This is a genomic window from Pantoea sp. S18 (assembly GCF_045689705.1).
Classification (GTDB): Bacteria; Pseudomonadota; Gammaproteobacteria; order Enterobacterales; family Enterobacteriaceae; genus Pantoea; species Pantoea symbiotica.
This window is the reverse complement of record NZ_CP142688.1, coordinates 3,072,363-3,096,441: the sequence shown is the minus strand read 5'-3', so window position 1 is coordinate 3,096,441 and position 24,079 is coordinate 3,072,363. Positions and strand designations below refer to the sequence as shown.

27 protein-coding genes are annotated in these 24,079 nt (G+C 45.4%); 16 read left to right on the top strand and 11 right to left on the bottom strand.

The features are described 5' to 3' along the window. Positions 1-37: 37 nt before the first annotated feature. Positions 38-604: a glycine cleavage system transcriptional repressor gene (locus VIJ98_RS14310; RefSeq protein ID WP_036649519.1), complete on the bottom strand. Its 567-nt coding sequence runs from the start codon at positions 602-604 to the stop codon at positions 38-40. Positions 605-747: 143 nt separating this feature from the next. Here VIJ98_RS14310 and dapA point away from each other — a divergent pair, with 143 nt between their 5' ends. From dapA to ypfH, 6 genes are all read left to right on the top strand, one after another. After that, positions 748-1,626, top strand: coding sequence for a 4-hydroxy-tetrahydrodipicolinate synthase (gene dapA, locus VIJ98_RS14305; RefSeq protein ID WP_007884824.1), 879 nt, complete (start codon positions 748-750; stop codon positions 1,624-1,626). A 14-nt stretch (positions 1,627-1,640) separates the two neighbouring features. Continuing rightward, a complete protein-coding gene (gene bamC / locus VIJ98_RS14300) occupies positions 1,641-2,669 on the top strand; it encodes an outer membrane protein assembly factor BamC (protein WP_008108357.1) in 1,029 nt (342 codons plus the stop codon). Between the two features lie 169 nt (positions 2,670-2,838). After that, positions 2,839-3,552, top strand: coding sequence for a phosphoribosylaminoimidazolesuccinocarboxamide synthase (gene purC, locus VIJ98_RS14295; RefSeq protein WP_061718438.1), 714 nt, complete (start codon positions 2,839-2,841; stop codon positions 3,550-3,552). Positions 3,553-3,727: 175 nt separating this feature from the next. After that, a complete protein-coding gene (locus VIJ98_RS14290; protein WP_323274591.1) occupies positions 3,728-4,600 on the top strand; it encodes a neutral zinc metallopeptidase in 873 nt (290 codons plus the stop codon). Then, on the top strand, positions 4,600-6,558 hold the full coding sequence (locus VIJ98_RS14285) for a GNAT family N-acetyltransferase (RefSeq protein WP_323275847.1): 1,959 nt from the start codon (positions 4,600-4,602) through the stop codon (positions 6,556-6,558). Before VIJ98_RS14290 ends, VIJ98_RS14285 begins: the two co-directional genes overlap by 1 nt. A 73-nt stretch (positions 6,559-6,631) precedes the next feature. Then, a complete protein-coding gene (gene ypfH / locus VIJ98_RS14280; protein WP_008108366.1) occupies positions 6,632-7,327 on the top strand; it encodes an esterase in 696 nt (231 codons plus the stop codon). A gap of 46 nt (positions 7,328-7,373) precedes the next feature. Here the strand turns inward: ypfH and VIJ98_RS14275 are convergent, their stop codons facing one another. Genes VIJ98_RS14275 through VIJ98_RS14265 form a run of 3 tightly spaced genes read right to left on the bottom strand, consistent with a single transcriptional unit; the run spans position 7,374 to position 9,072 of the window. Then, on the bottom strand, positions 7,374-7,562 hold the full coding sequence (locus VIJ98_RS14275; protein WP_008108368.1) for a YpfN family protein: 189 nt from the start codon (positions 7,560-7,562) through the stop codon (positions 7,374-7,376). 21 nt (positions 7,563-7,583) lie between these two features. Then, the gene (dapE, locus tag VIJ98_RS14270) at positions 7,584-8,711 is read right to left on the bottom strand and encodes a succinyl-diaminopimelate desuccinylase (protein WP_323274588.1); all 1,128 of its coding nucleotides are present in this window, start codon (positions 8,709-8,711) and stop codon (positions 7,584-7,586) included. A 1-nt stretch (position 8,712) separates the two neighbouring features. Further along, the gene (locus VIJ98_RS14265; protein WP_323274586.1) at positions 8,713-9,072 is read right to left on the bottom strand and encodes an ArsC family reductase; all 360 of its coding nucleotides are present in this window, start codon (positions 9,070-9,072) and stop codon (positions 8,713-8,715) included. A 19-nt stretch (positions 9,073-9,091) separates the two neighbouring features. Here VIJ98_RS14265 and VIJ98_RS14260 point away from each other — a divergent pair, with 19 nt between their 5' ends. The 4 genes from VIJ98_RS14260 (at position 9,092) to VIJ98_RS14245 (ending at position 14,904) form a co-directional block, all read left to right on the top strand. After that, the gene (locus tag VIJ98_RS14260) at positions 9,092-10,774 is read left to right on the top strand and encodes a recombinase family protein (RefSeq protein ID WP_323274584.1); all 1,683 of its coding nucleotides are present in this window, start codon (positions 9,092-9,094) and stop codon (positions 10,772-10,774) included. 740 nt (positions 10,775-11,514) lie between these two features. Beyond that, positions 11,515-11,994, top strand: a complete 480-nt coding sequence (locus VIJ98_RS14255; RefSeq protein ID WP_323274582.1) for an HNH endonuclease signature motif containing protein — start codon at positions 11,515-11,517, stop codon at positions 11,992-11,994. A gap of 68 nt (positions 11,995-12,062) precedes the next feature. Further along, on the top strand, positions 12,063-13,490 hold the full coding sequence (locus tag VIJ98_RS14250; protein ID WP_323274580.1) for a hypothetical protein: 1,428 nt from the start codon (positions 12,063-12,065) through the stop codon (positions 13,488-13,490). An 811-nt stretch (positions 13,491-14,301) separates the two neighbouring features. Then, positions 14,302-14,904: a hypothetical protein gene (locus tag VIJ98_RS14245; RefSeq protein ID WP_323274579.1), complete on the top strand. Its 603-nt coding sequence runs from the start codon at positions 14,302-14,304 to the stop codon at positions 14,902-14,904. Between the two features lie 194 nt (positions 14,905-15,098). On the opposite strand, the gene VIJ98_RS14240 is transcribed toward VIJ98_RS14245, so the two are convergent. Then, complete coding sequence (locus tag VIJ98_RS14240) at positions 15,099-15,827, bottom strand: hypothetical protein (RefSeq protein WP_323274577.1); 729 nt, start codon at positions 15,825-15,827, stop codon at positions 15,099-15,101. Positions 15,828-16,175: 348 nt separating this feature from the next. Here VIJ98_RS14240 and VIJ98_RS14235 point away from each other — a divergent pair, with 348 nt between their 5' ends. After that, positions 16,176-16,373: a hypothetical protein gene (locus VIJ98_RS14235; protein ID WP_323274575.1), complete on the top strand. Its 198-nt coding sequence runs from the start codon at positions 16,176-16,178 to the stop codon at positions 16,371-16,373. Positions 16,374-16,400: 27 nt separating this feature from the next. Here VIJ98_RS14235 and VIJ98_RS14230 read toward each other — a convergent pair whose 3' ends face one another. The 4 genes from VIJ98_RS14230 to istA all read right to left on the bottom strand — a co-directional run bounded on the left by VIJ98_RS14230 (position 16,401) and on the right by istA (position 19,969). Then, positions 16,401-17,186: a hypothetical protein gene (locus VIJ98_RS14230; protein WP_323274573.1), complete on the bottom strand. Its 786-nt coding sequence runs from the start codon at positions 17,184-17,186 to the stop codon at positions 16,401-16,403. A gap of 11 nt (positions 17,187-17,197) precedes the next feature. Then, the gene (locus tag VIJ98_RS14225) at positions 17,198-17,557 is read right to left on the bottom strand and encodes a hypothetical protein (RefSeq protein WP_323274571.1); all 360 of its coding nucleotides are present in this window, start codon (positions 17,555-17,557) and stop codon (positions 17,198-17,200) included. A gap of 610 nt (positions 17,558-18,167) precedes the next feature. Continuing rightward, the gene (istB, locus tag VIJ98_RS14220) at positions 18,168-18,950 is read right to left on the bottom strand and encodes an IS21-like element helper ATPase IstB (protein WP_323271807.1); all 783 of its coding nucleotides are present in this window, start codon (positions 18,948-18,950) and stop codon (positions 18,168-18,170) included. Next, positions 18,947-19,969, bottom strand: coding sequence for an IS21 family transposase (gene istA, locus VIJ98_RS14215; protein ID WP_323271581.1), 1,023 nt, complete (start codon positions 19,967-19,969; stop codon positions 18,947-18,949). The genes istB and istA overlap by 4 nt, the downstream gene beginning before the upstream one ends. 102 nt (positions 19,970-20,071) lie before the next feature. On the opposite strand from istA, the gene VIJ98_RS14210 reads away from it, so the two are divergent. The 4 genes from VIJ98_RS14210 to VIJ98_RS14195 are packed head-to-tail and all read left to right on the top strand — an operon-like array spanning position 20,072 to position 21,823. Beyond that, entirely contained in the window at positions 20,072-20,386 is a 315-nt protein-coding gene (locus VIJ98_RS14210; protein ID WP_323274569.1) for a hypothetical protein, read from the top strand. Beyond that, complete coding sequence (locus VIJ98_RS14205; RefSeq protein WP_323274567.1) at positions 20,386-20,700, top strand: hypothetical protein; 315 nt, start codon at positions 20,386-20,388, stop codon at positions 20,698-20,700. Before VIJ98_RS14210 ends, VIJ98_RS14205 begins: the two co-directional genes overlap by 1 nt. A gap of 3 nt (positions 20,701-20,703) precedes the next feature. Continuing rightward, positions 20,704-21,003, top strand: a complete 300-nt coding sequence (locus VIJ98_RS14200) for a hypothetical protein (protein WP_323274565.1) — start codon at positions 20,704-20,706, stop codon at positions 21,001-21,003. A gap of 16 nt (positions 21,004-21,019) precedes the next feature. After that, positions 21,020-21,823, top strand: a complete 804-nt coding sequence (locus VIJ98_RS14195; protein WP_323274563.1) for a hypothetical protein — start codon at positions 21,020-21,022, stop codon at positions 21,821-21,823. A 46-nt stretch (positions 21,824-21,869) separates the two neighbouring features. Here the strand turns inward: VIJ98_RS14195 and VIJ98_RS14190 are convergent, their stop codons facing one another. Both VIJ98_RS14190 and VIJ98_RS14185 read right to left on the bottom strand, forming a co-directional pair. Continuing rightward, positions 21,870-22,076, bottom strand: coding sequence for a hypothetical protein (locus VIJ98_RS14190; RefSeq protein ID WP_323274561.1), 207 nt, complete (start codon positions 22,074-22,076; stop codon positions 21,870-21,872). Between the two features lie 66 nt (positions 22,077-22,142). Next, positions 22,143-22,820, bottom strand: a complete 678-nt coding sequence (locus tag VIJ98_RS14185) for a hypothetical protein (RefSeq protein ID WP_323274559.1) — start codon at positions 22,818-22,820, stop codon at positions 22,143-22,145. 915 nt (positions 22,821-23,735) lie between these two features. Here VIJ98_RS14185 and ypfM point away from each other — a divergent pair. Continuing rightward, positions 23,736-23,798: a protein YpfM gene (gene ypfM, locus VIJ98_RS14180; protein ID WP_139221414.1), complete on the top strand. Its 63-nt coding sequence runs from the start codon at positions 23,736-23,738 to the stop codon at positions 23,796-23,798. The last annotated feature ends 281 nt before the right edge of the window (positions 23,799-24,079 follow it).

The window sequence follows — 24,079 nt, the reverse complement described above, 5'->3', positions numbered from 1 at the left end:
AGCGGCAGAGTGTGTGGCGAAATAACCCGGAGTCTGATTAAACGGTGCTGTCAGCATCGTCGGTGACACTATAAAGACGAATCGAGCCTTGTGCATGCAGTTCTTCGCACAGCTGATTGAAAGCCTGCTCGATGGGCGCACTGAACTGATTGGCCGGGCTGTGCGCCGTCATTTGAATATAGAGCGTGGGCGCAACGTCGTCCTGAGCGGGTTGAATCCGCGATACCAGTTCGGCGATGTTCATTTGATGTTTATCGAACAGATCGGTAAAGCGTTCAATGATATGCGGTGAATCCGGCACTTCAACCTGCACCCATACGGTGGCGGGCATCGGTGGCGTGACGCGTGCATTGGTGCGCTTCATCACAATCAGCAGTTCGAGCTCGGCCCCTTTCATCGGCAGCGTTGATTCAATCAGGGTTATCGCGTTCCAGCTACCGGAAAGCAGCATGATAAAGGTGAACTCATCGCCCAGCATCGCCAAACGGCTGTCTTCGATATTACAGCCGCAGCTGCTGACGTGGCGGGTGATGGTATTGACGATACCCGGACGATCAACGCCCAGTGCGGTGATCACCAGATGGTGAGGCTGTGACTGCGACAAAATGGCATTTCCTGTACGTTCGCTAATAACTATAAGGTAAACATAAAAAAAACTGCTGACAAGCGCGGGAATGGCGTGGCTCGCTTGCTTTTCTTTCAATGTAAAACGTAACATGAGGCACTTGTTTGTCGAGGGGATAGCCCATGTTCACCGGAAGTATTGTTGCGCTCATTACGCCAATGAATGAAAAAGGTAATGTCTGCCGCGAAAGTTTGAAAAAACTGATTGATTATCATGTTGCCAGCGGCACCGCGGCGATTGTTTCTGTTGGCACCACCGGCGAATCTGCCACGCTCAGCCATGACGAGCACGGTGATGTGGTTATGCAAACGCTGGAACTGGCGGATGGCCGTATTCCGGTTATCGCTGGCACCGGCGCAAATGCTACTGCTGAAGGCATCTCTCTGACCAAACGCTTTACCGGCAGCGGTGTCGTGGGCTGTTTGACGGTCACGCCTTATTACAACCGTCCGACGCAGGAAGGCTTGTTCCAGCACTTTAAAGCCATTGCGGAAAGTACCGATCTGCCGCAGATGCTGTATAACGTTCCTTCGCGTACCGGTTGCGACATGCTGCCGGAAACCGTCGCGCGTCTGGCCGAAATTAAAAATATTATCGGAATCAAAGAAGCCACCGGGAACTTATCACGCATCTCACAGATCCAAGAGCTGGTTAATGATGAGTTCATCATCGTCAGCGGCGATGACGCGACGGCGCTGGACTCCATGCAACTGGGCGGCAAAGGCGTAATTTCGGTCACGGCTAACATTGCAGCGCGTGAAATGGTTGAACTCTGTGCCTTGGCGCAACAGGGCAAATTCGCCGAAGCGCGTCGCCTGAATCAGCGTCTGATGCATCTGCACCAGACGCTTTTCTGTGAACCCAATCCAATCCCGGTGAAATGGGCAGCAAAACAGCTAGGATTAATCGCGGATGACACGCTGCGTTTGCCAATGACGCCACTGACCGAAGCCGGTCAGGCGAAAACGGCGCAAGCGCTGATTAAAGCGGGTCTGCGATAATTTAGGGAGAATCAATGAGTTATTCAGTTAAGCGCTCGACGCTGGCAACGGTAGTGGGCCTTTCCACTCTGATGCTGCTAACAGCGTGTTCCAACGATCAGCGTTATAAGCGCCAGGTCAGCGGTGATGAATCTTACCTGCAGGCGCCTGAGCTGCACGATTTAAAAGCCCCAGCGGGCATGATTCTGCCGTTGCAGAATGGTGATTACGATGTTCCGCATAGCGTGGCGAAAGGCGCGGTTGGCAAAGAGCTGGATATTCGTCCGCCAGCCCAGCCGCTGGCGCTGTTAAACGGCACGCGTGCACAGTTCACCGGTAATACGGGCGTGCTGGCAGTCGAAAGCAGCCGTGGTTCGATCTGGTCGCAAGTGGTTGGTGTGGTTCAGTCGTACAAGTTCCCGATCGCTCAACGTGATGATGCTGGCCAACAGCTGACCACTGATTGGGTGCAGTGGAACCGTGCTGACGAAGATAACCAGTATCGCGGTCGCTATCAGATCAGCGTGCAGAATCAGAGCTATCAGCAAGTGCTGACCGTTCGTCTGCTGGAACTGCAGCAGTCTGGTCAGGCGGTGACATCTCCAGCGCAGATTCAACGCTATACCGGCCAGATGTTGAACGACATCAGCACCGGTCTGGATAAAGTGGATTCTGCCAGCCAGGATGCGGCGGCCAACCGTGCGACAGGACAGATTGATGTCCAGAGCGGCGCGGATGACACCGGTTTACCGCTGTTGATTCTGCGCGCACCGTTTAATGTCACCTGGCAGCGTTTGCCAGCGGCGCTGAAACGCGTGGGCATGGAAGTCACTGATGACAACCGTTCGCAGGGCAGCCTGAAAGTGACCTACAAACAGCCGGGCAGCGGCGTGTGGGATCAGATCGGCGCCAAAGATCCAGAACTACCAAACGGCGATTACAAATTGCAGGTTGGCGATCTGGATAACCGCAGCAGTCTGCAGTTCATCGATCCGAAAGGTCACGTGCTAACCCAGGCGCAGAACGACGCGCTGGTGCAGGTGATTCAAGGCGCGCTGAAATAAATTGCCAAAGGGCCGGAGATTCTCCGGCCTTTTTTGATTTGGCATATACACAAACCCTTTAAGCATTTTGTGTATAATAGCGCCCGGCGAAGTAAACGATTGCGTCACGCAATCGGCGCGCGGTGAAACACCGCTGAACACGGGTTCTTTCATGTTTGGAGTTAACAAGATGCAAAAGCGAGCTGAGTTGTATCGCGGTAAAGCGAAAACCGTATACAGCACCGATAATCCGGATCTGCTGGTACTTGAATTCCGCAACGATACGTCAGCAGGAGACGGTGCACGAATCGAGCAGTTTGATCGCAAAGGAATGGTAAACAACAAGTTTAACCATTTCATCATGACCAAATTGCAGGAAGCGGGCATTCCGACCCAGATGGAAGCGCTGCTGTCGGATAACGAAGCGCTGGTGAAAAAGCTGGAGATGGTGCCGGTAGAGTGCGTGGTACGCAACCGTGCGGCAGGATCGCTGGTAAAACGTCTGGGCGTGGAAGAGGGCATTGTGCTCAATCCACCGCTGTTTGATCTCTTCCTGAAAGATGACGCCAAACACGACCCGATGGTCAACGAATCCTATTGCGAAACCTTCGGCTGGGTGAGCAAAGCGAATCTGGCACGCATGCAAGAGCTGACCTTCAAAGCCAACGAAGTGCTGAGCAAACTGTTTGATGACGCAGGTTTGATCCTGGTCGACTTCAAGCTGGAGTTTGGTCTGTTCAACGGCGAAGTGGTGCTGGGCGATGAGTTCTCACCAGATGGCGCACGTCTGTGGGACAAAAACACCATGGACAAAATGGACAAAGACCGTTTCCGTCAGAGCCTCGGTGGCCTGGTTGAAGCGTACGAAGAAGTTGCACACCGTTTAGGTGTCAAGCTGGACTAAGTTCGTCCACCTCTCCCGTAGGGTCGTCATTTATGACGACCTTTTTTTATGCCCGCAATATAGCGTGTTCAGGTCGGCATGAATGCCGACCCTACGGTGTTCTGCAACGACAACACTGGTGCTTCCCGCTGCCGCCAACTAAAATCATGCCAAACATGTTTAAAGGAGTTAGACCATGCGCTGGCAAGGGCGTCGTGAGAGCGACAACGTAGAAGATCGACGCAATGATTCACCGGGCCTTGGCGGCGGCGGTGGACGACAAATCCGCATTCCACGCGGCAAAGGCGGCCTTATCTTGCTGGTGGTAGTCGCCGTTGCCGGCTATTACGGCTACGACCTCACCGCGCTATTGGAAGGTGGCGGCGGTAATGTCGCGCCCACTTCGCAGCAGCGGCAGGTGAACAGCGCGCAGAGTAACGAAGATGCAAAATTCACCTCGGTAATTCTGGCGACCACCGAAGATACCTGGAGCAAGCTGTTCCAGCAGATGAACAAGCAATACGTGCCGCCGAAGCTGGTGATGTATCGCGGGGCGACGCGCACCAACTGCGGGACCGGACAATCGGCGATGGGGCCGTTTTACTGTCCTGCCGACCAAACCGTGTATATCGATTTGTCATTCTACGATGATATGAAAACCAAACTCGGTGCTGGTGGCGATTTTGCGCAAGGCTACGTGATCGCCCATGAAGTGGGTCATCACGTACAAAAACTGCTGGGCATTGAGCCGAAAGTGCGTCAGATGCAGCAGGGTGCGAGCCAGGCGCAGGCGAACCAATTGTCGGTGAAAATGGAGCTGCAGGCGGACTGCTTTGCCGGCGTTTGGGGCCATTACATGCAGCAGCAAAACATACTGGAAGTGGGCGATCTGCAGGAAGCACTCAACGCCGCTGAAGCGATTGGTGACGATCGTCTGCAGCAGAAAGGTCGGGGCCGCGTAGTGCCGGATAGCTTCACGCACGGCACCTCTCAGCAGCGTTACACCTGGCTGAAACGCGGTTTTGATAGCGGCGATCCTGGCCAGTGCAACACCTTTGCTAGCAAGTGATCTCCTTGATTGAACAAACGGCGGCGATGCAGCGTGCAGGCATTCGCCGCCTTTGCGTTATAGCGGGTGATGCGGATTGGGCGCAGCAGCAGGCCACAGGTTGGCTCACCGCGCTGCCCGGTGACTGGCTGACGGTGAGCGACAGCGCCGATTTCCCGCAGGCCGTCGCGCCCACTGCTTTACGTACTTTGTTGGGCCGTGAATTCCAGCACGCGATATTCGATGCGCGCAGCGGTTTTCACGCCGAAGCTTTTGCCGCGCTGGCCGGAACCTTACGCGCGGGCAGCTGGTTATTGCTGTTAACGCCTGCCTGGAAAAGCTGGCCCAACCAAACCGATGCCGACAGCCTGCGCTGGGCAGATGTCGCCGAGCCGATCGCCACGCCGCACTTTATCCACCATCTGCAATCTCTGATGCTGCAAGATGCGCAGGTGATGTTGCAACGTCAGCATCAAGCGGTGCGTTATCCCGTGGAAACGCATCTGCCCGACTGGCGCTGTCAGGCACCGCAGCAGCAGTCGCAAATTCTTGAACAGCTTGAAGCGATGCCGCAAGGCGTTGCGGTGATCACCGCCGCGCGCGGTCGCGGCAAATCCGCGTTGGCCGGCATGCTGGCGCAGCGCAATCAACATTGCTTAGTCACGGCGCCAGCCAAAGTCTCAACGGCGGTATTGGCCGAGTTTGCCGGTGAGCATTTCAGTTTCATGGCGCCTGATGCCATCCTCGCGCAGGAAAATCCGCCTCAGGCGCAGTGGCTGATTGTCGACGAAGCTGCCGCCATTCCCGCGCCGATCCTGCAGCAACTGGTGCATCGTTTCCCGCGCGTGCTGCTTATTACCACCGTGCAAGGTTACGAAGGCACCGGACGCGGCTTTATGCTGCGCTTCTGCGCCACCTTGCCGGATGTGCGCCTCTTCCAGCTCGACGAGCCGTTGCGCTGGTCGCCAAACGATCCGCTGGAGCAGTGGCTCAGCCAGGCATTGCTGTTTGAAGATGCGCAGGAGAGCAATGTAAGCGGCGAGATCGCGATTTATCCAGCCACGCCAGACCACAACTTAGCGGCGCTGGAAGCAGGATATCGCCTGCTTGCCAGCGCGCACTATCGCACTTCGCCACTGGATTTGCGGCGCATGCTGGATGCGCCCGGCATGCGCTTTTGGTTGGCGGGTGAAGCCGATCAGGTAACTGGCGCGCTGTGGCTGGTGGAAGAGGGCGGATTGGATCAGCCATTAGCCGATGCGGTGTGGGCCGGTCATCGTCGGCCACGCGGTAATTTGGTGGCGCAATCGCTGGCGGCCCATGCCGGTTTCGCGCAGGCGGCGACGCTGCGCTCACAGCGCATTAGCCGAATCGCGGTGCAGGCATCACAACGTCAGCGTGGGATTGGCAAAGCGCTGGTGGCCACCGCACGTCAGCAGGCGCAGGGCTGTGATTATCTCTCCGTAAGTTTCGGCTACACCGAATCTTTGTGGCACTTCTGGCGCGCCTGCGGTTTTACGCTGGTGCGTATTGGCTCGCAGCGCGAAGCGAGCAGCGGTTGCTATGCGGCGATGGCGATGCTGGCAACATCTGCGGAAGGTGAAGTTCTACAACAGCAGGCTGCGCAGCGCCTGGCGCGGGATTGGCCGTGGCTGCGAGATATCATCGAACTGCCATTAGCGCTGACAAACGATGCCAGCCAGCAACTCAACGACGATGACTGGGCGTTGTTAGCCGGTTTTGCCTGGGCGCAGCGCCCGTTCGAAGCCAGTTACGCGGCGCTACAGCGGCTGGTGCGCCAGTCTCCTTCATCGCTGTTGAATGCCATCCTGCAGCAAAAACAGACGCTAACCCAAGCCGCGCAACATGCCGGTCTCAGCGGGCGTAAAGCCCTGATAAACCAGCTGCGCCTGGAAGCGGCCGCAGCACTGATTCACCTCAATCCCGATGCCGCGCAGCGGCTGCGTTCATTGCAATAAATCCATTATCTCGTTCAAATTTTCCCGATATCTCTGTGCCAGCAGCGGCGTATAGTGATTTGAGGAGGATCTTATGGCACTACGATATGTAATTGTTCAGCAACCTAGCAGTGCAGCGCAGCTGTTTCTGCTTTATCACGGCATCAACGACAACCCGGATTCAATGGCGCAGATTGGCAGCTGGTTCGCGAAAGCGTTCCCGCAGGCGCTGGTGGTGTCAGTCGGCGCACCTTACGCGGGCAGCGTGCCGCAAGGGCGCCAATGGTTTGCCGATATTCCGCCACACGATCGTTCTGAGCAGCAGGGCGTGGATGCGATCATGCCAGAATTCGTGGGATCGGTGCGTCACTGGCAGCAGGAGAGCGGCGTGCGTGCCGAAGCAACGGCGCTGGTGGGTTTTTCACAGGGCGGCATCATGGTGCTGGAAGGCATAAAAGCGCAGCCGGATTTAGCCGGACGCGCGATTGTCTTCAGCGGCCGCTATGCCACGCTGCCGCTGCGGGCCAGCACGCGTAACACCATTCATCTGATTCACGGTGATTACGACGAACAGATCCCGCTGCAACGCGCCGAAGAGGCGAAGCAACGTCTGATGTCATTGGGCGGCGATGTCACGCTGGATGTGGTGGAAGATTTACCGCACGCCATTAACGATCGCAGCATGGAGCTGGCGCTGAATCATTTGCGTTATACCGTGCCGCGTCGTTACTTCGATGAGGCGCTCAGCGGTGCCAAACCGGGCGATGATGATGTGGTGATGATGATGTAGCAGAAAGCGTAACGGCGCGATTTTCGCGCCGTTAGCGATATGGAGGTTATTTCTTTTTCGGCCAGTCGTCTTCGTCGTCCCATTTATCGTTGAAATCACGATGTGGCGGCAACGTCGGTTTGTTATCCATGAATTTTTTATGATCGATACGTTTTAGGTCTTTGTAAACGTTCATCAAAATACCAACCATCAGTAGGATCACCAGGATCCACCAGTACTCTTTAAAGAATTCCATCCCCTTTCTCCTTCTGCGCGCTTAGGCGATCAGCTGTTCCATGATGCGCTGATACATACGGCTCAGCATCTGCAAATCTGACGCTTTCACGCACTCATTGATCTTATGAATGGTGGCGTTCACCGGGCCCAGTTCCACCACCTGCGCACCCATGCGCGCGATAAAGCGCCCATCGGAGGTGCCGCCGGTCGTCAGCAACTGCGGCTTAATCTCATTATAGTGCGCCACAGCGTTTACCACGGCATCCACCAGCTTGCCGCGTGAGGTCAGGAACGGCTGACCGGAAACATTCCACTCCAGCGTGTAGCGCAGCTGATGGCGATCAAGCAGTTGCGCCACGCGATCTTTGATCATCTGATCGGTCAATTGGGTGCTGAAACGGAAGTTGAACTGCACAAAGAATTCGCCAGGAATCACGTTGTTGCTGCCGGTGCCGGCCTGCACGTTGGCGATCTGCATGCTGGTCGGCGGAAAGAATTCGTTGCCTTCATCCCAAACTGTCTCCACCAGCTCATTCAGCGCAGGCATGGCGCGATGCACCGGATTATCCGCCAGATGCGGGTAGGCCACGTGGCCCTGCACGCCATGAATGGTGAGATTCGCGGTCATCGAGCCGCGCCGGCCATTCTTCACCACATCACCCACGATCTCGGTGCTCGACGGTTCGCCGACCAGGCAATAATCCATGCGTTCGTTGCGCGCCATCAGGCGCTCAACCACTTTCACCGTACCGTTTACAGCGCAGGCTTCTTCATCGGAGGTAATCAGAAACGCCAGACGACCTTTATGCTGCGGATTAGCGGCAACAAAGCGTTCCGCTGCCACCACCATCGCTGCCAGCGAGCCTTTCATATCTGCCGCGCCACGACCAAACAGCATGCCATCGCGGATGCTCGGTTCGAACGGCGGGCTGATCCAGCGGTTGGCATCACCCGGCGGCACCACATCGGTATGACCGGCAAACGCCAGCGTTTCGCCCTGGCCGCGCGTCGCCCAAAAGTTCAGCGTATCGCCAATGTGCATCGGCTCAACGCTGAAGCCGATGGCTTCCAGACGCGCAATCAGCAGCGCCTGACAACCGGCATCATCCGGGCTGAGAGACGGACGACGGATAAGCTGCTGAGCCAGCTCAATAACCGGACAGAACATGTTATGACTTCTCCTGGATAAAGGCGGAATAAAGGGAATCTTTGAAGCCGACCAGCAGATCGCCATTCGGCGCGGCTAACACCGGACGCTTGATGATGGCAGGCTGCGCCAGCATCACCGCTTTGGCGCTGGCGGCATCGTTTACCGCGTCGCGTTCGGCCTCCGGCAGCTTGCGCCACGTGGTTCCGCGCGTGTTGAGCAGCGCCTCATAACCGAGCTGATCGATAAACGATTGCAGCAGCGCGTCATCAATGCCATCCACGCGATAGTCATGAAAACAGTAGTCGATACCGGAAGACGCTAAATAGTTGCGTGCTTTTTTAATCGTGTCGCAATTTTTGATACCATAGATCTTATACATAATTTTTAGGTGCTCTTATATGCGTAAGTGCTTCCTGTATTGCCGTATCAGTTCTGAATCTCAAAATACTGGCGATGGTCTTGATCGCCAGGAAGCAAGGTTAGTTGCGTATGTTCAGAACATGGGGCATTCCCTGGGCCTGGATTGTAACAATACCGAGATGATCGTAGATAGCGGGAAATCAGCATTTAAAGGCCATCATCTACATGATACGTCTGGTTTGGGGATGCTGTTCTCTAAAGTAGATGCAGGGCTTATAGATGGTACTGCACTTATCTGTGAAAGCCTCGACCGCTTTAGCAGGCAAAACCCATTCAAGGTAATGAAGTACCTTTCATTGCTTGCCGAGCACAATATTGAATTGCACGATGTTGAACAGAATCTAGTTATAAGCCCTAAGAATAAAATGTCTTTAACACTTGCAACGATTATCGCTTCAAGAGCGAATGAAGAGAGTACCATAAAGTCAAAGAGAATTAAATCCGGCTGGAGTAAAAGGCGAGAGAAAGCTAAGTCATTAGGTCAGTATATGATTAAGAATACTCCACCGTGGATTAGTATTATTGACGATAAGTACGTACTTAATGATAAAGCAGTATTAGTACGTGAAATATTCGAATTATATCTAAATGGTCTTGGTTCATACACCATAGGTAAGACCTTAAATGAACAGAACAAGTACTTAACTGATGTTAAGTGGACAACTGCGAAAGTATGCAAAGTACTTCGTAATGTGCGTTGTAAGGGTGATTACCTTTCAAATAGTATTGAGCGTGATTTTGATAAAGATACAGAAGAAGTTAACAAGTTTGTATTTAAGAATTTGTACCCAGCAGTTGTAACAGAACAAGAGTTTGAACAGGTACAGAGGAAGCTACAACAGCATAATTTTGTCGGACGGGTAAGAGATAACAAGAAACAGACTGTATTTGGTGGAATGCTAAAGTGCGGTCTATGTAGTTATGCACTAACAGTAAAAGTTGTTGGGAAGTATCGCTATGCAAAGTGTCTTGCTGCAATAGAGCAGCATGGCTGCCAAGCTGTAAACCATAACTATAAAGTGTTAGAAAGAGCGATCTTGAAACATGTTCAGCAAGTTGATTTTGAACGTGTATTTAGAAAGAGTGATATAACAGAGATAGATACGGTACGTTCGGAGATTGTTGAAGAAAAAAGAATCATTGATGAATACTCTAAAGGTATCGAGAGGATTAAGGAAGCAGGCCGTACTCCAAGCTTTGATATGTTAGATCTTAAGGCACAATCTGAAGATAGGTTGTCTGTACTGAGTGACCGTTTGGCATCATTAGAGGATGCTGGCAGTGTATCAAATATTACTCTTTCGAATTCTATTCATGAAATCGAAAATATTGTAGAACGGAGCAGGCTTGAAGTAGAACTCAGAAAGGTAATTGATAGTATATTGGTAGTAAAAGGTAATGGGGTTACGTTCATAAGTATCAGTTATCATAGTGAAATTATAAAGCATGTACTTATGATTGATAAAGACGGTGCAGTAATTAGTAATGGTTCACTATCAAAAGACTTAGTACTTGATCTTGGTTTTGCATCATTCAATATTGTTAGCGGTGAAGTATCCTACAAGCGAGAAGTTAACTCTAAAGACCTAGAAGTTGTAAATCATTGGTCAGCATATCTTCAGAAGCAATTCCAACACGCATTACGTGCAGTAAATGCATAAACGTCCTTCGGGACGTTTTTTATGTAAGAAATGTGAATAGGGAAAGAATAATTATTTATTTCATCTATTTTTCCATGAAAAGCACTCATAGCTAACGCATAGGGAACGTTTTAAGGCGTTTTTTTATTGGTGGTAATGCAATGATGTAGCCTTGCTTTAAAATGTCTTAAAACGCTTCTGAGATAGTTTAAACAAAAAAGTACTAAATATTTTCGAACATATATCATTTCTAAATTACTCAATACCATATATCAATGTTGAGTACTTGATACCTAAAAATTCCCGTGAAACGTTTCGGCTAAAAATTCTATACTATCGATAAATATTCATGTCGATTTAAAAAGGAACATGAATATGATTATCCCTCTAATACTTATCTTAATCTTCGCTGGACTCCCGAAAATTGCAATTACATGCTATGCAATTTTCGCGATTATATGGCTCTTGGCACCGACGAAAGATAAATAACAATGTAGAAAGAATAATACACCTCAATTGAGGTGCGTTTTTTGTCGTCAAAATCATGAGAAAGGACATAACAGAATGAGTGAGAAAGAACTCAAGGATATACGCATGTCATTCAAGATGAACCAGAGACAATCGGATTATCTTGATGAAATAGCGAAGAAAAAGGGCTTATCGAAAAGTGCAGCCTTACTACTAATAATCAACAAAGCACAGGCTCTAAGCCTATAACAAAAATTACTACAGGAAGTAGTAAATCAACACAAGGACGTATTATGAATATTATATGGAAACAGACAAAGTATAAAAATTATGAAGTAAGCAATGCTGGTGTTGTACGTAATATCAACAAGAAGAATCCATTAGAGCCTAAACCTGGAACTAATGGCTATAAAAAAGTATGTATTGCGATGGGGAAAGGACAGAAAGGAGTTACCAAAGAAGTGCACAGAATTGTTGCTGAAACTTTCAAGCCTAATACAGTACCTGGCCTAGTTGTAGATCATATTGATGGAGATAAGCAAAACAATCATATTGATAACTTGCAGTGGGTTACGCAGAAGCAAAACATGCAGAAAGCAACTCGTAAAAGTACTAATGAACCAAGACTTACTGAACGGCAGATTGATGAAATAGTACAATCACGCAAAGATGGTAAGTCATTCAATAAAATTACGAAAGAAATGAATGCAAAGTACTCTCGTACTTCTCATCGTCAGACTTATACCAGAGCATATAACAAAGCGAAGAAGTAAAAGTAAAAGGTGAGGTATGCATGAACATACCTCACCTCAAGGAAAATTAACTAAAGGATTATAATTATATGACTATTTATCAAGGAAAAATAAAGTACATAAGTGGTGAACCTGGAACAGGTAAAGGTAATCACATAAAAGCACAATGCAAATTACCGGGACGTAAGTTAGTAGTACAGCCTACCATTAAACTTATCAATGAATTCTCACGGGGTATGATTGATGTGAAAGTACTACATAGTGAATCGTTCAAGGGCGATTTGCTCAGTGAAATTCATATGTACCTCATGAAACCTGAAGACTGCACAATATTCATCACCGATAAAATGTTCTACAAGATTGACCGCTGGCGTCTTAAAGGCTGGAAGATCTTCATTGATGACAGTTTGAACTTCTGTAGCGTGCTTGCACGTAACAAGAAGGAAGACAATATTGAAGCAGTGTACAACAAGCTTTTCATTACTGGCGGCTACATTGAAATTGATGGGGAAGGTGGGGAACTCGATAGTACCTATCTCAGTTTCGATATGTGCCCACGTGAGAACGTCAGTGAAGATATGTTAGGTGCATGGGATTACTACAATCAGTTATCGGGCTACCATCGCCGGGGAATACTTGCTAAATCTCTTACCACCGAATCAGACAAGATCATTGTGTGGGGCGATTATGATATCCCGGCATATGCTGATGAACTCGATATCACATACCTTGCCAATCAGTTTGAAATGTCATGCTTGTACCGTGCTCACGCTGACAAGTTCCAGAAGGTTGAGTACTCAAAAACTCACTGGCAGGAAGATAACAATAAACGCATTGTGATGAACTACTTCCTTGCGGGTAATCAGTACGGACTCAGCAAGAACATCATGAGAACCTCTGAACACATTCCACTGATTCAGGATTGGATACTTAGCAATGTAGAGAACTACTACTGGTCAAAGAACAATGATGAATCCATCAACTTTACCTTGAATCGTGAATCCCAAGTTGGAGTTGTGCAACGTGGTATTAATACTCTTCAGCACAAAACTTCATGCGTGTTCATGGCGGCAATGAATCCAAGTAATGTAGTGATACCTCATTACGACAACATATGGGGAATTCAGAGTACTGACTTAGTGAATGAGTGGACTTTTGAGACTTTGAATCAGTACATCTATCGTGGCGTTATCCGCGACTATAGCAGTACTCAGATAATGAATGTGTACGTATACGATGAAGTGACAGCCCATACCATAAGCGGGGCAACGTACAACTACATAGATATTGGACTTGTCAGTACTCAAAAGAAAGGGGGAAGACCCTTGGGAAGTACTACACGTGATGATGACGATAAAGTACTTTCACGACGATTCGCTAGCTGGAAGAACACCAACAAGGAAAAACTGAATATACGTGCGTTATTTGAAAAGTGGTGCCATAAGCAGGAGCAGTATGCAGATACAAAAGGGCTGGACTGGCTTGATCAGTTGGCTCGATACTCGGGTGAAATCTGATTGCACCATCATAATCTGATAATTATTACTTATATAGTATAACTATTATTTGTCAGAAAATTGAATTGAAGAAATCTGAACGAAGGAAAAAGACCGCAACAGCGGGATTTTTACGAGTGAGTGAGACAATCTTGCATTAGGCGAGGTACGAGCCTGATGTGAGATTCGTTAATAGTGAAAGGCATGTATGAGGACAGTGGTCAGTAAGCCCAAAGATCACTGTATCTGTTGAAGATGTACTTATCTCTTGGGCTTACTCAACATAAACCGATTTGCTTACTACTCATGCCTCGGAACTCGGCATTCGTGCGTAAGAAATCCTTTCAAGTACTCAAATACAAAAGAACAGTAGGGGGATTGTACCGATTTGTACCTGACGCACTCGCTACGCTCACTTGCCCTGGCCTGTTGAAGGCCAGTACATGATCAAGGGATCAATCTATCCCCTATGATGGTGCGGTCAGATATCATGCATAAGTACCCGCTAGCTATTGTTAATGCTTCAGTACTTACCGATATATCAAAATTGAAAGTACTGATACCTATCAATATGAAGTACTGGTATTTTATGAAGTGTCATACAGTACTAATATGGAAGTTAGTTGTATGTGATACCGATATATATAAATGGAATTTTCAGTAATATTATTTTTGTTCTGTAAACTATTGATTTTAATGACATTATGCTTCTGTGATTCTGGGGTTAAAAATTAATTTAATTTGCTGTGATCTTTCTCTTGCAATATATTTTTCCAGCAATTAGATTGCATTCCACACAACGAACCAACCTAACTTAATAGCGAGAAAAATCATGACTACTAACATCGGTAAAATTGAATCGGCACAAATTTTAGCAGCACTGAAGTATTACAGTGAAGATGAGTTGAAGCAGATTTCAGAATCAGCTAAAACAGAAAGTGAATGTAAAGCACGTCATAAGGAAGTACTGACAACTATCAAAAGCATGTTAGTTGAAGAGGCTATAAGTACTGATGAGTTATTGAAGTTCTTAGACATTGAGGTAAGTACCAGTACTTCGCGTAAGAAAAATAGCAACAAAGAGTACTCTATAGTACTTGATGGGAATGAGTATAAAGATACTGAGAAACTGACTAACAAAACGTTTAGCACTGATACATATAAGGAAGTTGTAGAGAAAGTTAAACAAAATGAAGAGTACAGTAAGATACCAGTTGAACAGATTGCACGTGAAGTATTCTTACAAACCTACAGTAAAGAATATTCAAATTCACATCCTTTAAATGCTCAGTTTAACGGTATCAAGTTCCATTTGAATGAACGTATGAATAATACCATCACATTACGTTTATACGAACAGTACTGCATGGTGGCTGGTGTTGAGCAAACCAAACAAGCCTTCAAACAGTATGTTACTGAAGCCTTTAATGCATGAAACGTATAAATGTAGACAGATTTGAAGTACTGAATGATGCAGGAACGGTGCGGTACTTTATAGATGGACATGAAGTACCGAATCTTGAAGAGATAGAAGCCACTCACGATGATCGTAAACGGCTTCTGGTACTTGAAGTGATTCTAGAGCAAGTAATGTAGTAGTACTCAAGGACGCTTGGGTACTTAATTAATTCATTTTTTTGGTTTGAATACAAAAAACTCATGTAGTTGAACGTTGGAATTGTACAAGTAAGTTCTTCCTTCCTTTAGAACTTTAGCATTTCGTTCATGAGAATCTATTGCAGTAGCTAAAAAATTAAGTGACTTTTTTCTCATGAATTCAAACTCATCCATTTGAATACCTTTAAGAGAGTATGTAATCGTTCTTATAGTAGTGTTAGTCATTTCAATACGAAGTAGAATATTGTGGTTTACGTTTTTAAATGTCTCATTCAAGTGGCAGTTGAACATTGATAAAATCTCAATGTTCCCCTTAATCTCTTGGCTGGTTAATTCTAGCTTTGACATTGAATCAATGAGGTTTTCTTGCATGTTCTCAATTACGCTTTTCTTTAGGCTATGGTGCAAGTCCAAGCATTTGTATTTGATTTCCCCTATTTTAACATTAAGATCATCAATTGTTTTATAAAGTGAATAGTAGTTCTTTGTGATGATGTCTTTTTGAAGTTGATAAGAGTCATCTCGATACTTTGTTTCTTGCCATTTCGAATAAGCAATTGCAGCAATTATTAAAGTTACAATACTACTAAAGGCACTTATCCAATCTGATAAGTTACCGATATCTTTCTTATAAGCTCCACCAATGACTAACCATAATGAAAATACTAACAGTATCGTAATAGCTACTACTTTAAATATCTTATATGCTTTTTTAAAGACTTCCCGCACTTTACCATTCATGGCCTTATCCCTTAACCCAAAAGTATCTAAATATCACAAAATCATTGAATTTCATAGATCTATGATAAATACCTCATATAACTAATGAGGTAAACATGTTAAGAATAGAATATAGTAAAACACAAGATAAGTACTTCTTCATGTACGTCACAGATGAAGTAAGGATCAGTAGTACTGATACAAACTCATTTACGGTTGAGGATAAAGATTATAGAGCAGTACAGATACACAACATTTGGAGCTATCTGAACCCGAGCCAAGATGCCCTGTTTGAACTCAGTGTGCTTACACAGTACTCAAGTGAAGTGATCAACGCGGTACAAGTACTCAAGACTTGCGGAGGAAAGGATGAAGATTGATAGTTTTAAGGTTGGTAGATTTGAGTTAAGGAAAGTAGGTGAAGAAATCCAGTACTACATTGATGGTAAGCAAGTTCAGTATCCCGAACTTGCTTGGGACTCACCAGAGCGTATCATGCTAGATGTACTGAAAGAGAAGTACGATCATGAAAGCCGTGATAGTGGGTTGAAGTGGGAGGTAATTTAGATTTTCAAACGACTAAAAAAATTTATACTATCGCTTTGAAAATTTAACATTACCACTTGGTGATATAACTTTATTTTCAAGTTTATTCTTTGTATTCCGTTCAACAAAAAGTGCCAAGGCGAAATAAGAAAATAGTATGATTATTTTATAGAAGATTGAATCAATCATGATTACTGAACGTACTACGAACAAAAATGTAGTTAGTTTCCACAAATTAACTAATGACGCGGAAATATATTCATTTATGAAGCTAACTGATGGTTTGTTATCTTTGGTTTCGGTTTTTATTTTATATAAATCACCAGAAACATAAAATTCTAACATGTCTAAGTTTTTTTCCCAATGTTCTTGCCAATACTTACTGCCTTTATTGGCGAAATTAAAGGATTGAGATATCAAAATTCCAAAGATACATACCAGAGGTGTGATTGCTAAAATAAAATGGTCATCTGATTTAATAGCCAGTCCAATCAAGGTGAACAAAGCAACCATAAATAACCAAAAGTAAGTGGCTCGTTTCCAGTATAGGTCTATTTCAAACTTCCTTATGTCATGAGATTTTGAATATGCTTCTTTGATTTTCATGTAATCGATTGTGTCTATAACATTATTTTTATCATCTAATTCAGTTAACTCATCGCCTTCATTAACTTTTTTATCAAGAAGCAATGATAGATATTCAGCTTCTTGTTTCCTAACAGTAACCATCTTCATATTATTCATTGCGATATTGGATTGTTGGATGAATGTTAGTACTATATACCAAATCGCCCATGTACCGTAACATCGTTGTTCTGCAAACACGTGGTGCATGGGCGTATCCCTCAGAGCTTAACAGCGTCCCCGATACACTTCACCGAAGCCCAACAGTTATTAGTCCAGTCTGTATCAGAATTCTTCTGACAGATGTTGTTTACTACTGCATCTGCACCAATCATGGTTGCCTGTATCTTGATACCCTCTAGGGCTTCATCCCTGCTTACATCCTGACGCTGATTAGCATTTCGGTTACAACTTAAACCCGTTACCGTCTTGAGTACTTTAGCTTGCGGGTAGGGGTTATCTGCATGTACTGGCATGCTTGCCGCTTTTGCTCGTTGTGCAGAGGATAGATCATCAATTCTTGGGTTAGACATACAGGCAGTCAGTGCCAGTATGGGTAGTAGCACATATATTTTTTTCATTGTTAGTACCAGTATTACCAGAGGTACTAAAAATCTAGTTTGGTTCTCTCAGAACGGCAATTCACCTTGCCTATCCATATCTACAAAATCCAACTCGCCATTCTGTTCACTCAAAACATCCAATCATGCCACCACATCTTGTTCAGTGCTGCAATTTCTAATAAAAATGATCATTTTCAGTACCTTACGTTGATCATTGAGTGCTGTAGCCACTTCCATTGATATCAAAAATGATCAAATATTGATCATCTATTCAAATCGGATATCAACACAATGGAAGGTTATTACTGCACGGTATTACATACGGAAGATGGCAAGATTTTCGCACTGCAACTTGAAGGGAAGATTGATAGTACTGAACGCTTCATCGAGCTACTTCAGTTCATTGAGGGGAAGGCCAAGTACATAGAACAGCATGATCTCTTACTAGTCGTACCTATAGGTTTCGGTATCGCTTCAGTACTCAGCCATGAAACGAACATCAGTAAGTTGCTAGAAACCTACCCATTTGTAAGATTGAGCATAAGTGAGAATCTTCCCAACTGTCAATAACGGGTTAAAAATGATCCATTTTTCATCACCACTAACGGTCTAATATTGATCCACCGTTTTACTCAAGATTAGCTTCGGCGATGACGCCAGCTTTTCTTTTCTGCTTTAGTCGATAACTTTCCCCCTTTATCTGGACAACATGTGAGTGATGTAAAATGCGGTCCAGCATTGCTGATGTCAGAGCAGCATCTCCAGCGAACGTTTGATCCCACTGCCCGAACGGCAGGTTAGATGTCAGGATCATTGCACTCTTCTCGTAGCGCTTTGCTATGACCTGGAAAAATAATTTAGCTTCCTCCTGGCTGAATGGTAGATAGCCTATTTCATCTATGATGAGCAACTTCGGCGCCATTACTCCACGATGTAACGTGTTTTTGTACCGTCCCTGACGCTGTGCCGTCGACAGTTGAAGCAGGAGATCCGCAGCTGTTGTAAAACGAACTTTTATTCCTGCGCGGACGGCCTCATAGCCTATTGCAATGGCCAGATGTGTTTTTCCCACACCTGATGGTCCCAGCAGAACAACGTTCTCGTTGCGCTCTATAAAGCTCAGCGAGCGCAACGACTGAAGTTGCTTTTGAGGTGCTCCAGTCGCGAACGTAAAGTCATATTCTTCAAAGGTTTTCACTGCAGGGAAGGCTGCCATACGCGTATACATCGCCTGTTTGCGCTGATGTCTCGCAAGCTTTTCCTCATGAAGCAGATGCTCAAGGAAGTCTATGTAACTCCATTCCTGGGCCACAGCCTGTTGTGATAGCGCCGGTGCTGCACTAATAAGACTTTCCAGCTGGAGCTGATCGGCCAGTGACATTAACCGCTGGTGCTGAAGTTCAACCATCAGGCAACTCCCTGACTGAAAGAGTCGTAGATCGACAGAGGATGGTGCAGAGGATGCATATCGAAGGTTGTCAGATTTTCTCTGACCTGAACGTCAAAGATTTTCTTATCTGGCGGTAGCGCCAGCATAGCCTGCTGCTCTTCAGTCCAGCGATCGCAGGGACGTGTTTTTATCGTTTCATGAACTCGCTGATTCGCAACATCATATAACCAGCGCAGCCCATGGCGATTAGCCGTCTCAACATCAACAACGATGTCCATAGGTTTCAGGCGCGTCATCAGCGGGATGTAGAAGCTGTTGCGGGTATATTGCACCATGCGTTCAACTTTTCCTTTTGTCTGTGCCCGATATGGCCTGCACAACCGGGGGATGAAGCCCATTTCCTTACCGAACTGCCAGAGAGAAGGGTTAAAGCGGTGGCCTCCCGGCTGGTAAGCATCACGCTCCAGCACGACTGTCTTCATGTTGTCGTAAAGGATCTCCTGCGGGACGCCACCAAAGAAGTGAAAGGCATTGCGATGGCATTTTTCCAGCGTGTCATAAGCCATATTGTTGGTGAACTCGATATAGAGCATCCGGCTGAAGCCGAGAACGGCAACGAAGACATGCAAAGGGCTTTTCCCATTTCGCATGGTCCCCCAGTCAACCTGGATCTGCTTTCCCGGCTCAGTTTCAAAGCGAACAACAGGTTCCGGCATCTCAGGTGCTGCCAACGAGCGAACATATTGTCTGAGAATTGTCATCCCACCTTTGTAGCCCAGTTCACGAATTTCACGGCCAATGACGGTAGCCGGGATTTTATAGGGATGCGCTTCGCGAACACGCTGCTGTATATACGTTCGAAATTCATCGAGAACGGATCCCGCGGCTGGACGAGATGTATAGCGCGGTGGTTCCGATTTAGCCATCAGATGGCGACGAACAGTATTGCGTGATAACCCAAGCTCTCTGGCAATTGCCCGGCAGCTCATACCACGTTTATGCAGAATCTTTATTTCCATGCGACTCTCAAAAGTGATCATAGGCTCTCCTTGTACAGGAGAGCAGATTAACCCCTGGATCAATTTTCAACCGTTAGGGTGGATCACTTTTGCACCGTTGGTGACACTTACTTACGTACAGTTATGGAAAATACCAATACCCCAATCGATAAGTTCATCCCTACCAGTTCTGCACGTCTTAACAAGCAGGGGAACATTAGTGGGTTAAAGGCAGGCTTAGGAAGTAAGAAGTTCATTGTCTTAGAAGAGAAGGGTAAGAAATACTTAATCGATACGAGCAAGAAATCTAAGAAGCAACATTCAAAACGTGTTGTAGCAGTCAGAGAAAATAAGAAACGCAAAGTCATATTCGACTTCTTCCAGAATGCAGAGGACGGGGCAAGACTTGCTCTTAATGATGTGAATGGAAGTTATAGATTTACCAAAAGGATTAATTAATGGAAGAACATTACACGCAGGAAGATACTGAGGATATTACCCTCGCAGATAAACAACCTTTAATGAACTCATATCAATTTCATTGTTCCACGATGCTACCCGAATTTTTTAAGGGTAAACATGCAATCAATTCCCGTGCAGGAATGGTAATGAATATTGCTTTCATGGATGGTACTGAACCTCAACTTCAAGAAGGGCAGTTATCAACCTGGAAGCAATACGATGATGAATACCCATGTCGGATTATTCGACGAAAGAGGATCTTCATTAAAGGTGTGAATGTAGTACTTTTTGTCGTACAGCTAAAGGAGTAGGGCATGTTTGGATTAGGGACTATCATAGAATTAGTGAAGACCGCTATGGGGTATTTCACCAAGAAGCAGGAAAGTAAAGATGAGTTGGTAGCGAAGAACTCAGAGCAGCAGAATGAAATTACGCTAGAGGAAACACGTAAGGGTTTCACCTGGCGGCAGGCATTGGGGTATGTACTGACATTCATTGTCGCATGGAACTACATCGTTATCCCCATCCTTGGGGTTTGTTTCGGTGTAGTACTACCGCCAATTCCGCTTGCCGATATATGGAAAGTACTGATAATCTTGATTGGTGGAAACTAATAAATCAAGGGTTAACGTGAAATTTAAATTTATAGACTGTATTAGTGTCTTGTCAGTTGTACTGATTTTTATATTTTCAATATCTGCCACATTTCCAAGCTCACATAAAGAAGTGAAGATTACCGATTGGATTTCTGTTTTTATTAACATCCTAATTGCTTATGCTGCAATTAAGGGTATTAATATTGCTAGGGATTGGAAGAAGGCTTTGACTGATGGGAAAATCCCAGAGGAAGGACATAAATTGAAGTTTGATACTCTTGATAAATGCAATGAATCCATATTTAAATTCCTTCCTACGATACTTGAGTTTCAATTACCGTCGAAGGCTTCAGATGACTTCTTTGATGATAAAAATACAATTGATTTCTTTTTGAGTTACCATCGCTTCAATAGAGACATCGATAACGTAAGGGATTCCGTCTATGATATTCATGATGCCATTGAAAGAATTCGTTTCCTGGGGTGGGATTTCTGTGATGATAAGTTGGTAGAATTTAATAATATTAATCATTTGGTCGATGAACTCTATGTTTTGAGGTTTCAGCTTGATAAGTTAATGAACGACTTTTTTACATCTAAAGGCATATATTTTAAAGGTGATAGGGAATTTCCAACGGTAAGATATAAATCTGATGCTGCTGATAATGCTGATGTGAAGACTATATTAAATGATTTCTTTTCTTCTAAGGAAAGATTATCGGCCTTTAAAAGAACTCTTGAAAATATGAGCTCAACAAGGGGATTATTCATTAATTCATTGAGGTTGTTGACTGATCGGAACGGTAGATTAATAGATTTAATCATGCCATTGAAATGAGTAAAGCCAAACACCTGATAAACCAGGTGTTTAGTTAGGGTAAAGTTCAGTCCCAATACTCTGAAGAATCTAGTCCTCGAACATTCGTATGTTCAGTGTAAATTGCATTTCGTACTATTTTTCCAGTGGATTTATCAATGATGTTGTAATATTCGATCTCAGTTTGTCCCATATGTCCTTTTGTTCGTTTACCAGTACGAACATAATCGAACTGAGATGGTGGATATTGCTCTTTGAATTCATCATCTGTCATTTTATTTCGCCTGTTACATTTAAGGGTGCTTAAGAATTATGTGCATTGTTTTTCTTTACTTTGCTGTCATTTATCAACGTATTCGAAGAAATCATCGAAGGGAATGGTCATCTTGTCATGACAGTCTTTCAAGTCTTGATATTTTTCATGAAGTGATTTGTTTTTATCGCTCCATAGTTTATTTCGATTGGTTATGTCTAAATTAGAAAAATACTTTATTAGAGCGTTGGTGATATCAAGGATTTCTTTTATATTTTTCAGATACGACCTGAAATTGTCTTCTTGGTTTTTTCTAATTGATAAATTCCACTGCTTCAATGCGTCAAATTCGATTGTTATATCAAAGAATGAGTTCATGTTAAGTATGAAATTTTTTGTAAGTTCTTCAGATAGTTTGTTTAAAAGGTTTTTGTCTGTAACATCACTAGAATAAGCTGCTGTTGTATAAGAAACTAAGATATTTAAGCTATGTTTTATTTCTGCTGTTTTTCTCAAGCATAAAGTTGCATGATCAACTGCTTTTGATTTTACTTTGTCACTTAACCAGTCTTTGACACTAATTGCTGCCATTACAGCAACAACAGTCGTTACAGTATCCATAATTGCAGATATTAGGCTACTATCGATCTTTAATAGAAAGACAGTATCTGCATAAATTGGTATCATAATACCTATCGCAATGCAGAAAAGGTGAGATAGCCTAAATCTTTCCTTAACATTAGTTATTGATTTTATTATTTTCATGGCCATTACCTATTTTATTACTACTCACACTTCCAAATAGTATTCTGTACACCTTGCCCGGCGGGTAAGTGCGGATTCATGTTTGCACTATGTTGGTAAGTCGCCTTGCTTTTGCCGTACTGAGCACAGGCTGCATTAGCGGTCTTCTGTAGACTATCTAACCCATACCATGCGTCAGATTGAATGCTTACTTTTTCACCATCGTTATATTGCACTTGAGCACAACCTGCCAGAAAGAAGGGCAGTAGTAGAAGGGCATGTTTGTACATGGTATTCCTAAGTAATGTACGTCCTTGGTTAAGAACTATCCTAACACTTTGGATGAACTAGAGGACTATTAGATTTAGTAGTACTTATGATATGTGTAAGTACTTTGATATGAAGAAAGGTACAGCAACTTACTTTATCAGTATCAGTATCAGTAGGTTAGTAGTAATTGAGTAGTATCGAAATTAGTTAGTGTTAAGTACCAGGTATTTTAATTCCGTACATCACCCACTGCGCTGTCATCGCTTATTCCCGTTTAGTAAAAAATAAAGCGCGAGTTTACCACAGCGCTCTAAGGGCTGTGAGCGCTGACGGCGAAAGCCTGCCTGATTCAGGTATTTTTCATGACCATTTTGCCGTTATAAATTTTATTACTTAGGGCCGGGAAGCGCTTTCACTTACGCACTCAATAATTGCCTGCGACATCATTAAGCCACTAAGGATTATCCTAATCGCCATTTTCTGCTACGCGATTTAAGTCAGGCATTTTTCCTGACGCATTATAGAGTTGCTGAAATGTGCGTCAGTACGCAATTTCAACAGATTGCAGCTTTTCACCGCTTTTGCCGATAGTGATAACAGGTGGAAACGTATTCACCTGTAGAAAAAAACGGCGTAGAATTGCCGCTACAATAAGAGAGGATTTTTATGGTCGACACCGAAATGGGAAACTGGAAAGAATTCATCGAAGCGATGTTACGTAACAAGTAACGCGTGAAGAGAAAAGCAGGGCATTTCCCAACTTGCTGTAATTCTTACCACACACAACAATAAAGCCGCCATGACGTTCATGGCGGCTTTTTTTGTACGGTCGCCATAAATGGCGACCCTACGGATGAGGTATGCACGGATGTAGGGTCGCCATTTATGGCTACCGAATAAACGCACGCTGCGGCCATCAAAAAGGTCGCCAAAAATGGCGACCCTACGGGGGAAGTATGCATGGATGTAGGGTCGCCATTCATGGCGACCGAATAAATACACGCAGCGGA